Origin of the sequence: Herminiimonas glaciei, from assembly GCF_042664955.1 — a bacterium.
GTDB classification, from domain to species: Bacteria; Pseudomonadota; Gammaproteobacteria; order Burkholderiales; family Burkholderiaceae_D; genus Oxalicibacterium; species Oxalicibacterium glaciei.
The window spans coordinates 1,259,835-1,274,053 of sequence record NZ_JBHTBU010000001.1; the positions used below are offsets into that span (position 1 = coordinate 1,259,835).

Consider the following 14,219-nt stretch of genomic DNA (forward strand, 5'->3'; position numbering starts at 1 on the left):
CTCATTATAAATTTGACGAGCCGACATCGCAATTAAACAATGCAAAGACACCCGCATATGCACGGGCATAGAATGCTTTCCAGTCTGTGACAGAGTGAAAAGAGCTGTGGATGACGTGCAACAGCGACTGCCGGATGGCAAGCCGCACAGCACTACTTTTCAATAGAGATGTTGCCTGCGGATAAGTAATGAAAGAAAAGCCGGCGACGACCGCTGATGCCCGGGTCAGCCTGGAATGTCGTCAAGGAAGCGATGCATGACGTAAGCATCGACGTAACCCAGGCTGCTATGGAGGAAGGCTTGCGGCAAAGTGCCGACTATGGCAAAGCCCAGCTTCTTCCACAGGGCGACAGCGGCATCGTTGCTGCTGACGACGAAATTAAATTGCATCGCGCGGTAGCCGGCCGCCTTGGCAGTACGCAGGCAATGTTCACTCATTTGCCTGCCGGTGCCCTTCCCGCTGACGTCGGGATCAACCATGAACGAGGCATTCGCAACATGCGCACCGAGGTCGCGCTGGTTGGCGATCAATTTATACATGCCGATGATTTTTCCGTCATCTTCGGCAACGTATGAAGTCACGCCCGGAGCGAACCAGTATGCATATCCATCTTCATAACTGGTGTCTGCGGCGAAGACATAGCTCACACCCGGTGCCACGACCTTTTGAAAAATCGGCCACATGGCACCAAAGTCTGATTCAACAGCACGGCGAATAATCATTTGAACACTTGCTTCCGGTTGCAGAAGCAAGGATTTTAAGCTGCTTTCGCCAAATCCTGCGTGCGCTTGCCCAAACGTGCACGTTCCAGCAGATGCACATCAGCCTCATCTTCATAGTTGGCGCTCTGTACGCGTGCCGGTTTTCTGACTTCCAGCGCTGCGTGCATACGGCATGGCGACTTGCCAACGATTTCGCTGCGTGGCTGGAAACCTTGCGCAGTGAAATTATTTTGCAGCAGGATTTCAATGAAATCCCTTGCGGCTTCCGGCTCTTCGGCAGAGAACGGGATGACCAGTGCATGTCCGATGGCTGAGGCCTTCACGATGGTTTTACCGTCGCCGCTCAAGTCATGCTTTGCTGTAGCGTAATGCGCATTGAATGCCGGATTAGAAAGATCCATCGTGTCTGGCAAGGATGCGTATGATATCTTTTTTGCGATGCACTCCGTCCGGTACCTGAATGCAAAGTCAGTCGGCTCGCTTGCAGCCGTCACCACTTTACGTCCCGGATGGTTAATCAGGGTCCGCGTCAGTCCCGGCGCCACGCTGTCGGCCAGCATGCAAGCCATCAATGCAGCATATCCAGCCGAATGTACGCTTGGTTCGAGATGGCCGATGGACGCTTTCGGATCGCCCAGTTTTTCACGCCAGTTCTTCGCATTCAGTATTTGCCCCGGCGCATATGCCAGCACCATGCTGTTACCGGCAAAAATATAATAACCATCAGTCTGCTCAGGCATCAGCGTTGCCGCAACGGCGCTGTCGGCCAGGATCGCGAGGTCATAACTATCACCTGCTTTCAGGCGCTGCAAGCAATCTGCCGCGCCTGCTGCACTGACTACCGCACGGATATCCGCGTGCTCTGTATTGAAGCGCTCTACTGCGTTGGCTACCTGTGCCTCAAAACAAGCATCGGCGAGAATACGAAGTTCTTTCATGTTGTTCATTCTTTAGACTAAAAAATTTGGCGGTAACAAAGGATGCGTTTACCGGCGCACCTTTCGATATGCACGGAAGGATATAGCGTTAGCTTTAACTACGCAAGGAATAGCTGCCGAAAAACGAGGGAATTTGATGCAAACGCAGCTTGATAACTTGTGCTTATCAAGCCATCAAATCAAATGATTGGACAAGGCGCGCGCCCTGTTTTTTGTGGGCTCAAATTGGCGTAAAACCATGTAGCCGGTCGTCAACAAAGGCAAATCCGGGCTGACCGTTTACAATGTCGTATCTGAGCGTGGAAATGGAAACAGGAAATGCCGTTTGTCGTCACTGAAGCATGTATTCAATGTAAATACACCGATTGCGTTGTCGTTTGCCCTATGGACTGTTTTTTTGAAGGTCCTAACTTCCTGGCGATCAATCCGGATGAATGCATAGATTGCTCGGTGTGCGTACCGGAATGCCCTGTCAACGCCATCATAGGCGCCACCGAAGTCGCACCGGAGCAGCAGCACTTCGTTGCCCTGAATCGCGAATTGTCACAGCATCCGGACTGGAAGCGCATCAGCAAGCAGAAAGAGCCGATGCCCGAACATGAGAAATGGGCACAGGTGAAGGACAAGTTGCCCTTGCTGGTGATTGATGCCAAGATCACATGAAATCCTTACTTTCATTTTAAGTAACTCTTACCGCATCGCGGTTAGACCAAGTAAAGAATAGAGCCAGGAAATATGAGCCAAGCGTCCCCAAGCACTACCGATCCCGCCTTAAGCGTCAACGCCTTGCGCGCCAGTTGTTCGACCTGCAGCATGCACCAGCTGTGCCTGCCGATGGGCCTGGGCGAAAACGATATGGACCGGCTGGACAAGATTATCGGTCGTCGTCGCAAGGTCGCACGCGATGACTATCTGTACCGGATGGGCGATGCATTCACCAATCTGTATGCGGTACGCGTCGGCCATTTCAAGACTTGCCAGATCAATGCCGGCGGCGAACAACAAATCACCGGCTTCCAGATGACCGGCGAATTGCTCGGCATGGATGCGATCAGTACCGACCGCCATCATTGCAATGCAGTGGCACTCGAAGATAGCGAAGTGTGTGAAATCCCGTTCCCGCGCCTGGAAGAATTATTCAGCACCATGCCGACCCTGCTGCGCCACTTCCATCGCATGATGAGCCAGGAAATCACGCGTGAACAAAGCGTCATGCTGCTGTTGGGGAATATGCGTGCCGAACAACGCTTCGCCGCCTTCCTCGTGAATCTCGCGTCACGTTATATGGCACGCGGCTATTCTTCGACCAGTTTCCAGTTGCGCATGTCGCGTGAAGACATCGGCAATTATCTCGGCCTGACGATAGAAAGCATCAGCCGCCTGCTGTCCAAATTCAAGAAACAGGGATTGCTGAAAGTTAACAACCGTGAAATCGAATTACTCGACCTCACGCTGTTGAAGGCGATGGCGGCCGGCACCGAAACCTGCGGCTAAACCGGCAGGTACGCGCATAGCTTACCCCTGTTCAAAACTTCACCAGCAGATTGGCTTTGACTGAATGCTGCTTCGCATCCATGCCAAGTTGGCCTTGATAGGCAAAGCTGAGCGTGGTCGATGACGATAAACGCAAGTCGAGGCTGGTTTCGAGCAGCGCGCTGTTTTTGGCGACAGGCACACCTGCCACGGTGAAGGCATCACCCGCCGAAAACGCCTGCGTCGATAATGGCGTGCTATTGCCAAAGGCATGACGCCAGCCCAACGCACCACGCACAGTCGCGCTTTTTCCACCCAAAGCAAGCTGATTGACAGCACGCAAGCCAACGGTGGTGAAACTCGTACTGGTGTTCTGGCTGCCGGCATCTAATGCCGCCGCCCCGCCCCGTTCGGCAAAACCATTGCTCCGGAAGCGGATGTAAGCCAGATTAACGAAGGGTTCGAAATTCCCCCAACGGTTATCGATGCCATAGCCGACGTCTGCGTAAACCTGCAATGTAGCCGCACGGTAGTTGCTGCCGACGGCGTCCCTGAAGCCCGGGATAGCGACCTGGCGACTGGTCTTCATATCGTGCAATGTATAAGCGAGACCGCTACGCAAACCAAGCTTGCCATCCGCGATATCCCAACGCCTGCCGCCATACAGTCCCAGCGAATAATTGTCACTGGAGCCGGATGACGCACGGGTCCTCGCATTGAATGAAGTGTTGCTATAAGCGGCCAGCATGCCTAGACGCCATTGATCCGCCACCGCAGCGTCAACACCAGCGACGAAGCCGCCGGTGTTGTAGTGCAGCCGGCCCGCATTGCCGTCGCTATTGATATGACTCCACGCACCCAGGCCCTGGACCCACGCAGACGTAGCCGCGGCAAAGCCGTCCACCGTGCGGATACGCTCGGTGGCGGCATCACGTAACAGGCGACTGTCTTCGATCAATGTGGTTTTGGCGGAGGCATGAATTTCGCCTGACAGCTGGTCAAAGCTAGCGCGGATCAACTCGCTGTTGGCAGGCAGTTTTGCAATCGCGTCATATACCGCATGCCCGGCCGCCATACCCATGCTGTCTATCGCATAGGCAGTAGCGATTTGATTCGGCGTGCCGCCCATAGTCGCAAACTCAACGGAGTTACGTACCAGCTCAAGATCAACTTTGCCGGCGCCATAGTCATAGAGCAGCTTGGGGGCCAGGAAAGCGAAATCACTTTTGACTTCATCAAATTTGCCACTCAACTTGCCGCCTGCAGTCAGGATGGTATAGGTCGAACGCAGTTGATATTTTCCATTCGCGCCTATATGCACGACCGAGCCGCCATTCAATGTCGCATCGCCGGTAACACGAACCAGATCGGCATCCTTGCCGTGCGGATCGACTTCAACCTTCAGCTTCGCCCCCTTCTCAAAAACAAGGTCGCCATCCACCGTCAAAGTGCCGATCGAATTACCTGCTGCCAAGGCACCACCCTCGGCAATGCGTAGCTTCGAGCCGGCACCGGAACCAATGGTGCCGACACCGCCCAGCGTGCCGCCATCCAGTACCTCGACCGCGCCACCCAGTCGCGCTTGGGCATACGCATCGCTGGAACCGACGATCAGGGTCCCGGCTTCCACCCTAGTCAAGCCGGAAAAGCCGGAGTTATCACCATTGAGATTGAGTGTGCCTTTGCCTATCTGCCTGAGCATGCCGCTACCCGTGATACGTCCGGCAAATGTCGTATGGTCACGACGATTGAAACTCAAGGTGCCATTATTCGTCACATCACCAATGATGGAGCCTGTCGTACCACCATTACCGATTTGCAAAGTACCGGCAGAGATCGTCGTGCCACCGGTATAAGTATTATCGGCAGACAGGACCAGGGTACCAGCACCAGCCTTGGTCAATGACTTGCCATCCCAGCCGCGTGCGGCATTCGGCGCTTGATCGCGTAGCACGATGCCTATATCAAAGTTATCGCTGGCATCCTTGAGGGTGAATGTGCCGTGCGCCAGATTATTGGCGGCAGTCCAGCTCAAACCGTAAATCGCCAGATACCGCCGGCCGTCATCCGATTTGCGCGTGTTGAGCGTCAGGTAGTCCACCGTCCCCTTGAAACCACCGATCAAGACCTGAGCGAAATCGCCATCTATACCGTTGTCGGTAGAAATCAGCACCTTGTCGAGTTGACTGGCATCAGAGATGCCGCGCAAATTGAAAGTGACATCCTTGCCTATAGACAGACGGTCTGCCTGCAAGGAAGGCGTATTGCTATTCGCGACTATGGACAGTGTGGTCTTATCACTGAGGCTGACACCTTGCGCAACATTGACTGCGGTCGGCGTATTGATTGCGAGTTCACCGGCCAGCACATTAATCTTGCCACCCAGGTCATGGCGGCCTGCGCTCTTGCCATCACCAAACTGCAATCTACCGCCGTCGACCGTGGTATCGCCTGTATAAGTAGTGCTTCCGCTCAAGACCAGGATATTGTTCCCGGTCTTGCGCAAGCCCAGCTTGCCTTTACCGCTGCCATCTTGCACCAGGCCGGCAAAATACGAATCGCCCTTGATCGAAGTATCGACAGTGAGTACGGCATCCGCCGCACCATCATTGGTGACGACACCACCTGAGTAAAGATTATGACGCAGGCCGCCTATCACTGTGCTATACCCATTCAAACGCAAGGTGCCGCCGACATCCCCATTTTTAGCGTCAAAAAATAGTTGTATATTGTTCGTCAGAGCGTTATCAGCCCACACATTGAGCGTGCTGTTCTGGGACAAACCGTAATTTCCCCCACTGAGCGCATGGGTAGCGTATGCGTTCAGCACACTCGAACCAGAGAAAGACCGCAAACCTCCGCTGACGGCATAAGCGACGGTGGCATTCAACACACTTGTGTCCTCAAATTCCTGATGCCCGCCACTGACGGCGTTGGTAACCGAGGCCTTCAGTACGGCGCTATTCTTGAAAACCTGGTTACCACCGCTAAGAGCATTTTCAGCGCTAGCATTGAACGTGCTCGTATCCCGGAATGACTGCCATCCTCCGCTCACCGCCTTGCTAACCGCAGCATGCAACACGCTCCGGTCGCCGAAAGATTGACTGCCGCCACTGACTCCATCGCTTGCAGAAACATTCAGCGTGCTGTCGTCGTTGAAATGCTGGTAGCCGCCACTGACTGCAGAGGCTGCACTAGCATTGAGCGCACTCTTGTCCATGAAGTGCTGTATCCAGCCGTTGACTGCGGAGGCAGTAGAAGCATTGAGGACACTACGGTCATAGAATGTGATGCGATTACTAGATGACGTTACTTCGCCACTAATTGCATCGGCTACAGATGCGTTGAGCTTGGCATCCTCGAAGAATTCCTGTTCTCCGCCGCTGATTGCGTTGGCAGCCCTGGCATTTAACATGCTGTTGCCACGAAAACGCTGTTCTCCGCCACTGATGGCCTGGGCGACAGATGCATTGAGGATAGGGCTAGCTCCCCATTCCCCAAAAGTCTGTCGCCCACCACTGATTGCCTTAGCGGCAGATACGTTAAGTACGCTGTCCAGAAGAAACGTCTGTCGCCCACCACTGATTGCATTAGCGGCAGATGCATTGAGTGTACTGTTATCATAAAAAATCTGATAGCCCCCAGTGATTGCATGCTCTACAGATGCATTAAGGGTGCTGTTGTTATTGAACTCAAAGCCGCCGTCGCTGATGGCATAGGCGGCCCATGCATTGAGCGTACTATTGTCAGAGAAGAGCATAAACGTGTCATTACTGCTTACGTTCGCCGCATAAGCATTGAGGGTGCTATTCCCATCAAACGACAACGTTCCATAGGTAATTGCATTAGCCGCAGTTACATTGAGTGTACTGTTGTCAGAAAAAGTCTGTGCTCCGCCAGTGATTGCCTTAGCCACAGATGCGTTGAGCACGGCGTCACCACCGAAGTCCTGCGTTCCACCGCTGATGGCCTCAGCTACAGACGCATTGAGCACGGCCTTATCAGCGAAGAACTGCCTCCCATTGCTGATTGCCTTGGCAGCGTTGGCATTAAGCACGCTGTTGCCCAAAAAACTCAGCTGCGCACCATCACCGAATACATCCGCCACGTTTGCATTGAGAATACTGTGCTCATAGAACAGCTGTTGACCACGATCCCCATTCACTGCATTTGCTGCAGACAGATTGAGCACGCTGTTACCCCAGAAATACTGCTGCCCGCCAGTAATTGCGTTGCTTGCAGTCACATTAAGCGTGCTATTGTCCCGAAATTCCTGATACCCGCCAGTGATGGTGTTAGCGCTAGATGCGTTGAGCGTGCTGTTATCCAAGAAAAGTTGAGAACCACTTGAAAAGGGACCACTAGTAGTTTGTGAACCGGTAAAGGTTGTTTGTGCAAACACCGACGATGCACTGACAGACATGGCTAAAACCAATAGCCAAGACGCCGACCAATACAAAGATCGTGACCGAACTACACACACAAACTTATTCATAATTTTTTAAAAATACAAAAGCAGTGCCCCCGCACATTTATTGCCAAATGCACGAAACCGGACACCGCTAAAGCCGCGTCTCATGTTTATATAGGCTTGAATTGAAATATGCGGTTGGGGATAAGTACTATCCAAGCTATCCGGGCCGACTTAAGCAAGTCACTTACCCACCATCGGACGAATCAGCTAACGCATGCTGAATTTCTGAATGACGCAGAGATATATGAAGAGAAGGTTTCATGTCCGGCATTACCAACATTGATAAAAAATCCTGTCGCGTACTACATGAAATACCGCTATGCATTACCTGAAACTACGCCTTGAGGGAGCGGCCATTGTGCCCTTCCCTATACGACAATGATTGCACTATCGTTCTATCCTTGCATGATCATCCAATTACTTTTGGTACACTCATCTGCGCACTACCCATGCGCATCTGAAGCAAGCGGTCATTGCTCAGGATATCGCTGCGCCAGAGCTTCACGGCGATAGTGTCCGGGTGATACGCCGACAGACCGTTTGAAGAAACGCGTCAGGTGCGACTGATCGGAGTAGCCGCAGGCAAACGCAATATCCAGCAGCGTGAACCGTGGATTACGCATCAGCTCCTTGGCTTTTTCTATGCGCAGGAATTGCAGATACTGGTTCGGCGTCATGCTTGCCGTCATCGTGAAGCGCTCGAAGAAACTGGTACGCCCCATCCCTATCAGCGCCGCCAGCCCGGCGACCCGCATACGGCCGTTCAAATGCGCGGCGAGATAACTGCACACCTTATCCATTTGCGCATTGGATAAAGGCACGCGTTTATGCGTCTGTGCCGCAGTGGCGCTGGTGTATTGCGCAGGAGTAGCCGCTTTGTCCTGGAATTCAATATGTTCAAAAAAATTCATATACAGACCTCACATAGTTTGCACACAAAAAATCGCGTGTTGAATGTGTCCCAAACTTCTTAGAACAATCATTCGTTTTTCAACAATGGAGGTACTCTAATCGAGAGAAGGCCTTGAATTTCATTACTCTCAGGACTTCAAGACAAATCCTATCTGCATCATTTTTATGTAATTGTGCAAACAGGATGAAGTCATGCAGATGCATTTTTCCAAGCCTAAATTGCAGTCATCGCGCATCAGGAATTTTCAGAAAAAAGAAGTGTACGCAGAATGGCGATACAGGAATGAATAACAGCCCGGACCAAGTGGTCGCGGGCTGCTCTCATTCATCAATAGGGGAAATCGTGCAAGGCAGGCTTGCGACGGTGAAGATCAGTGTAGGCTTGTCACATCGGCATCAAGTATGAGACTTTTCTGTGCAGGCCATAACCAGACCCCGCCCAGTCGCCAGTCGCGTTGCCGGTTTTCTATCCAGACTTGCCAACGTCCCGCTGTCAACTCCGGCAAGCTGATTTCAAAGCGTCCGTCGGCATCTGCTTTTGCGTTCAGGCTGATGTCTTTTTCCGGCAAGGTCGCATGGATCAGGCGCAAGCTGATATCACCTATGATTTGTCGCGCATCGCTGCTGACATTGCCAACCAGTTTCTGTCGATCGGTATCGTAGTAAATGCTGAAGTGCATGCCCAGGTTGCTGGCAACGCGATCACGGCGCAAGTCCTGGTTAATTGCCTTGCCTTGCTTGTAGTAGTCATCAACGACCAGCGCGTCCTGCTGCGTCACCGCAATCCAGATCGTGAAGATACCGGCGACCACCACGGTAAAAGGTCCCAGCATCAACAACCATGGCCAGCGATGCTTGTACCATGGTGCTTCATCTGGCGTCCGGTTGAGTATTGCGGAATGGGCTGACATATTCTTTCCTTCTTATTGGCGTTAGCGCGGCACAAAAAATACTGCGTGTTCTGTTACACGCAGACTGGCATCATCGACGGCCTGCAGGCTAAAACTGATTTCATTCGAACCCGGCTCACCATGACCTGCCGCCGCCCTCACCCGCACCGGCACTGCACGCGTTTCGGTTCCTTGCAGGCTCACTTCATCCGGCGTCGCCAGTTCCAGCGACTCAATGCCGGAAACGCTGATCTTGTATTGATGCGCCTGTTCCGAGGTATTCATGATTTGCAGGCGGTAGACGTTCTCTATCATGCCGTCTTCGACTTCGCGACCCATCGCACCACGGTCACGGATCACGTCCAGCTTGAGCGGCGTGCGCATGGTCAGCGCAGTGAAAAAAACGATGACGATCGCCGCCAGGATCGCGCCGTAAATCAATACGCGGGGACGTAAGGCGCGACGCCGGACCTCTTTGACCGACAAATTATTCGCCAGCGCATTGTCGGTCGTATAGCGGACCAGGCCACGCGCCGAACCTATCTTGTCCATCACCGAGTTGCAGGCGTCGACACAGGCGGCACATCCTATGCACTCGTACTGCAAGCCATCGCGGATATCGATGCCCACCGGGCAAACCTGCACGCACATCGAACAATCGATACAGGCACCGAAACTGAGGCCAGCGGCTGCACTACGCTTGTTCGACATGCCGCGCGGTTCACCACGCTTCCTGTCATAGCTGATGATCAGGGAATCCTTGTCGAACATCGAACTCTGGAAGCGTGCATACGGACACATGTATTTACACACTTGTTCGCGTAGCCAACCGGCATTGCCGTAGGTTGCGAACGAATAAAACAGCACCCAAAACATTTGCCATGGGCCCAGCGTCAATGCCACGACTTGCTGCGCCAATTCCCTGATCGGTGTGAAGTAACCGACGAAGGTAAAGCCGGTCCATAAGGCAACTGCGCCCCAGGCCATATGTTTGGCGCTTTTCTTGGCCAGCTTCGCGAGCGACGCAGGCTGCTTGTCGAGTCGCATGCGCGCACTGCGCTTGCCTTCTATCACGCGCTCTATCCACAGGAAAATCTCGGTGTAGACGGTTTGCGGACAGGAAAAGCCGCACCAGACGCGCCCTGCTATCGCGGTGACCAGGAACAACAGATAGGCGCAAATGATGAGTAAGACGGCCAGGTAAATGAAATCCTGCGGCCACAAGACGATGCCAAAGATATAGAACTTGCGCGCCGCCAGGTCGAACAGCAAGGCTTGCCGGCCATTCCAGCTCAGCCACGGCAAACCATAGAACGCCAGTTGCGTCAGCCACACGCATAGCCAGCGCAGGCTGGCATAGCGTCCCGTGGTTTCACGCGGATAAATCTCTTCACGTGCTGCATACATCTTGATGACAGAGACTTCCGGCTTGCTGTTTTTCATGCTGATTCCATTACCTCATCATTGCTTCGCGGCAGCCGCTGCCTTCTCGGCGTTCGACAAACTCCATACATACGCAGCGAGTACATGTACTTTCGCGTCACCGAGGAATTCCTCGAACGGCGGCATGCTGTTGTCACGGCCTTTGCGTATCGCTTCCATGATGGCGTTGGCACCGCCGCCATGCAGCCAGATCTTGTCTGTCAGGTTGGGCGCGCCCAGCGCCTGGTTACCCTTGCCGTCCATGCCATGGCAGGCGGCGCAAGCGGCTGCAAACTTTGGTTTACCGAACACCACCTTGATCGGATCGGCGGTACTGCCGGACAGGCTGAGTACGTAATGCGCGACATTTTCCACATCCTTGTCGCCACCCAGCGCTGCAGCCATTGGCGGCATCACGCCATGCCTACCGTGCAGGATGGTGGTTTTGATGACTTCAGGCTCACCACCGTATAACCAGTCCTTGTCCGTCAGGTTCGGAAAGCCCTTGTTGCCGCGTGCATCCGACCCGTGGCATTGCGCGCAATAGTTCAGGAACAGGCGTTCGCCTATCGCTTGCGCTTGCGGATCGGCCGCCACTGCTTTCAAGTCCTGTTGCTGATACTTGGCAAACAGCGGACCGTATTCGGCATCGGCTTTTTTCAATTCGTTTTCGTACGCACCGGTCGACTGCCAGCCCAGCTTGCCGGCGTAACTGCCGAGGCCGGGATACAGCACCAGGTAAGCGAGACCGAACACGATGGTCAGGTAGAACAGCCACATCCACCAGCGCGGCATCGGCGTATTCAGCTCGGTCAGGTTTTCATCCCAGACGTGGCCGGTGGTTTCGGTGGCACGGCCGGTTTCGGCATCAACCTTGATTTTGACTTTGGATTGCGACCACAGCAGCAAACCGCAACCGGCAATGCCGAGCAGCGTCAATACCGCGATGTAAATGTCCCAGAAGCCGTTGGTGAAATCAGCCATGCTTGTTCTCCTGCTGTTCCATATCTTCTTCGTCGGCAAACGGCGCGCGTGCCGCTACCGAAAAATCACTGTCTCGATGCAGGATGAAGGTCCAGGCAAGGATGCCGAGGAAGGTCAAAAAACTCACTACGGTAACGATGCTGCTGGCATCTATGGTGATATTGGCTAGTGTCATGATTAGCGTCTCGCCTTGATCAAAGTGCCCAATCCCTGCAGGTATGCGACCAGTGCATCCTGCTCCGTCTTGCCTTCCAGCTCAGCTGGTGCGGCCTTGATTTCTTCATCCGTGTACGGCACGCCGAGACGCTGCAAGGCACGCATGCGCGGCATGATGTCATTCGGTGTCAGCCTGGTTTTCGCCAGCCATGGATAGCCCGGCATATTCGATTCCGGTACCAGGTCACGCGGCCTATCCAGATGGGTGCGATGCCATTCATCGCTGTAACGACCACCTACCCGCGCCAGATCCGGGCCGGTACGCTTCGAACCCCACTGGAATGGCCGGTCATAGACGAACTCACCGGCTACCGAGTAATGGCCGTAGCGCTCGGTTTCAGCGCGGAACGGACGGATCATTTGTGAATGGCAGTTGTAACAACCTTCACGGGTGTAAACATCGCGGCCGGCCAGGCGCAAAGCTGAATACGGTTTCAGGCCTGCCACCGGTTCCGTCGTCGATTTCTGGAAAAACAGCGGTACGATTTCAACCGCACCACCGACGCTGACCACCAACGTCACCAGTGCAATCAATAGCCAGGGATTCTTTTCTATCCACTCATGGGAAAATTTCATTCAATGCTCCTGTGATCTCTTATTCAAGCGTGCGCCGCGACGGCCGGGATGCGCGCGGCCACCGCCTCGCCGTCACGCATGGTCATGAAGGTGTTGTAAGCCATCAGCAACATGCCACCCAGGTAGAGCGCACCGCCGGTGAAGCGGATCACGTAGTAGGGATAAGTCGCCTTCACGCTTTCGACGAAGGTGTAGGTCAGCGTGCCGTCCGGATTGACCGCGCGCCACATCAGGCCCTGCATCACACCGGCGATCCACATCGAAGCGATGTACAGCACGATGCCGATGGTCGCGACCCAGAAATGCAATTCGATCAGGTTGGTGCTCCACATCTGCTTCTTGCCGGACAAACGCGGGATCAGGTAGTAGATCGAACCCATGGTGATGAAACCGACCCAGCCGAGGGCACCGGCATGTACATGGCCGATGGTCCAGTCTGTGTAGTGCGACAGTGCATTGACGGTCTTGATCGACATCATCGGACCTTCAAAGGTAGCGATACCGTAGAAGGACAGCGAAACGATGAGGAATTTGAGGATAGGATCGGAGCGCAGTTTGTGCCACGCACCGGACAAGGTCATCATGCCGTTGATCATGCCGCCCCATGACGGTGCCAGCAGGATCAGCGAAAACACCATGCCGATCGACTGCGTCCAGTCCGGCAAGGCGGTGTAATGCAAGTGATGCGGACCGGCCCACATATAAGTAAAGATCAGCGCCCAGAAATGGACGATGGAGAGGCGGTAGGAATACACCGGACGTTCCGCCTGCTTCGGAATGAAGTAATACACCATGCCGAGGTAACCGGCGGTCAGGATAAAGCCAACCGCATTATGGCCGTACCACCACTGGATCATCGCATCCTGCACACCGGCATAGGCCGAGTAGGATTTGCCAAGCGAAGCCGGCATCACTGCACCATTGACAATGTGCAGCAAGGCGACCGCAATGATGTAAGCGCCGAAGAACCAGTTGGCGACATAGATGTGCTGTACTTTGCGCTTGATCAACGTGCCGAAGAAGACCACAGCATAAGCGACCCAGACAATAGTGATCAGGATTGCAATCGGCCATTCCAGCTCGGCGTATTCCTTGCCGCGGGTCCAGCCCATCGGCAAGGTAATCACGGCCAGCACCAGCACCAGTTGCCAGCCCCAGAAAGTGAATGCCGCCAGCTTGCCGGAAAACAGGCGTACCTGGCAGGTGCGCTGCACCACGTAATAAGAAGTTGCGAACAAACCGCAGATGCCGAAGGCAAAGATCACGCCATTCGTGTGCAGTGGACGCAAGCGTCCATAACTCAACCAGGCAATATCAAAATTCAGCGCCGGCCACGCCAGTTGTGCCGCGATGAAGACACCTACCAGCATCCCGATCACGCCCCACACAACTGTCGCGATCGCGAACTGCTTGACGACCTTATAGTTGTAATTTAGTGCTGTATCCACTGACCACTCCCTTATTTGAACTTACTATGGCTAGAGAGTAAGTGGCAGCAGGCATTGTCGTTTTGATTTGCATCAAACAGACGGCAAACAGTGGATGCGGTGTGGTGTTTGTGTTGCGGATTGCATTGCGATTTTTTGTATCAGTAAAACTGATGACAAGCGT

The 14,219-nt window shown here is 53.8% G+C and carries 12 protein-coding genes; 2 read left to right on the forward strand and 10 right to left on the reverse strand.

Translation table 11 applies throughout. From position 1 onward, the window contains the following. Window positions 1-225 precede the first annotated feature (225 nt). Window positions 226-723, reverse strand: a complete 498-nt coding sequence (locus tag ACFQPC_RS05550; RefSeq protein WP_382270654.1) for a GNAT family N-acetyltransferase — start codon at window positions 721-723, stop codon at window positions 226-228. Window positions 724-758: 35 nt separating this feature from the next. Continuing rightward, window positions 759-1,661: a substrate-binding domain-containing protein gene (locus tag ACFQPC_RS05555; RefSeq protein ID WP_382270655.1), complete on the reverse strand. Its 903-nt coding sequence runs from the start codon at window positions 1,659-1,661 to the stop codon at window positions 759-761. 318 nt (window positions 1,662-1,979) lie between these two features. On the opposite strand from ACFQPC_RS05555, the gene fdxA reads away from it, so the two are divergent. Together fdxA and fnr are read left to right on the forward strand one after the other, a co-directional pair. After that, window positions 1,980-2,324: a ferredoxin FdxA gene (fdxA, locus tag ACFQPC_RS05560; RefSeq protein WP_382270657.1), complete on the forward strand. Its 345-nt coding sequence runs from the start codon at window positions 1,980-1,982 to the stop codon at window positions 2,322-2,324. Between the two features lie 72 nt (window positions 2,325-2,396). Beyond that, window positions 2,397-3,155 carry a fumarate/nitrate reduction transcriptional regulator Fnr gene (gene fnr, locus ACFQPC_RS05565; protein WP_382270659.1) on the forward strand — a complete coding sequence of 253 codons (759 nt, stop codon included), beginning with the start codon at window positions 2,397-2,399 and terminating at the stop codon, window positions 3,153-3,155. Between the two features lie 31 nt (window positions 3,156-3,186). Here fnr and ACFQPC_RS05570 read toward each other — a convergent pair whose 3' ends face one another. The 8 genes from ACFQPC_RS05570 to ccoN all read right to left on the reverse strand — a co-directional run bounded on the left by ACFQPC_RS05570 (window position 3,187) and on the right by ccoN (window position 14,056). Continuing rightward, window positions 3,187-7,380, reverse strand: a complete 4,194-nt coding sequence (locus ACFQPC_RS05570; RefSeq protein ID WP_382270660.1) for an autotransporter domain-containing protein — start codon at window positions 7,378-7,380, stop codon at window positions 3,187-3,189. A 698-nt stretch (window positions 7,381-8,078) separates the two neighbouring features. Further along, the gene (locus ACFQPC_RS05575) at window positions 8,079-8,519 is read right to left on the reverse strand and encodes a helix-turn-helix domain-containing protein (RefSeq protein WP_382270662.1); all 441 of its coding nucleotides are present in this window, start codon (window positions 8,517-8,519) and stop codon (window positions 8,079-8,081) included. Window positions 8,520-8,891: 372 nt separating this feature from the next. Next, the gene (locus ACFQPC_RS05580; RefSeq protein WP_382270664.1) at window positions 8,892-9,431 is read right to left on the reverse strand and encodes a FixH family protein; all 540 of its coding nucleotides are present in this window, start codon (window positions 9,429-9,431) and stop codon (window positions 8,892-8,894) included. A gap of 21 nt (window positions 9,432-9,452) precedes the next feature. Next, complete coding sequence (gene ccoG / locus ACFQPC_RS05585) at window positions 9,453-10,853, reverse strand: cytochrome c oxidase accessory protein CcoG (RefSeq protein WP_382270666.1); 1,401 nt, start codon at window positions 10,851-10,853, stop codon at window positions 9,453-9,455. A gap of 18 nt (window positions 10,854-10,871) precedes the next feature. Further along, window positions 10,872-11,816, reverse strand: coding sequence for a cytochrome-c oxidase, cbb3-type subunit III (gene ccoP / locus ACFQPC_RS05590; protein ID WP_382270667.1), 945 nt, complete (start codon window positions 11,814-11,816; stop codon window positions 10,872-10,874). Then, on the reverse strand, window positions 11,809-11,991 hold the full coding sequence (locus tag ACFQPC_RS05595) for a cbb3-type cytochrome oxidase subunit 3 (RefSeq protein ID WP_382270669.1): 183 nt from the start codon (window positions 11,989-11,991) through the stop codon (window positions 11,809-11,811). Before ACFQPC_RS05595 ends, ccoP begins: the two co-directional genes overlap by 8 nt. 2 nt (window positions 11,992-11,993) lie before the next feature. Next, window positions 11,994-12,608, reverse strand: a complete 615-nt coding sequence (gene ccoO, locus ACFQPC_RS05600; protein WP_382270670.1) for a cytochrome-c oxidase, cbb3-type subunit II — start codon at window positions 12,606-12,608, stop codon at window positions 11,994-11,996. Between the two features lie 23 nt (window positions 12,609-12,631). After that, window positions 12,632-14,056 carry a cytochrome-c oxidase, cbb3-type subunit I gene (gene ccoN, locus ACFQPC_RS05605; RefSeq protein WP_382270671.1) on the reverse strand — a complete coding sequence of 475 codons (1,425 nt, stop codon included), beginning with the start codon at window positions 14,054-14,056 and terminating at the stop codon, window positions 12,632-12,634. Window positions 14,057-14,219 lie beyond the last annotated feature (163 nt).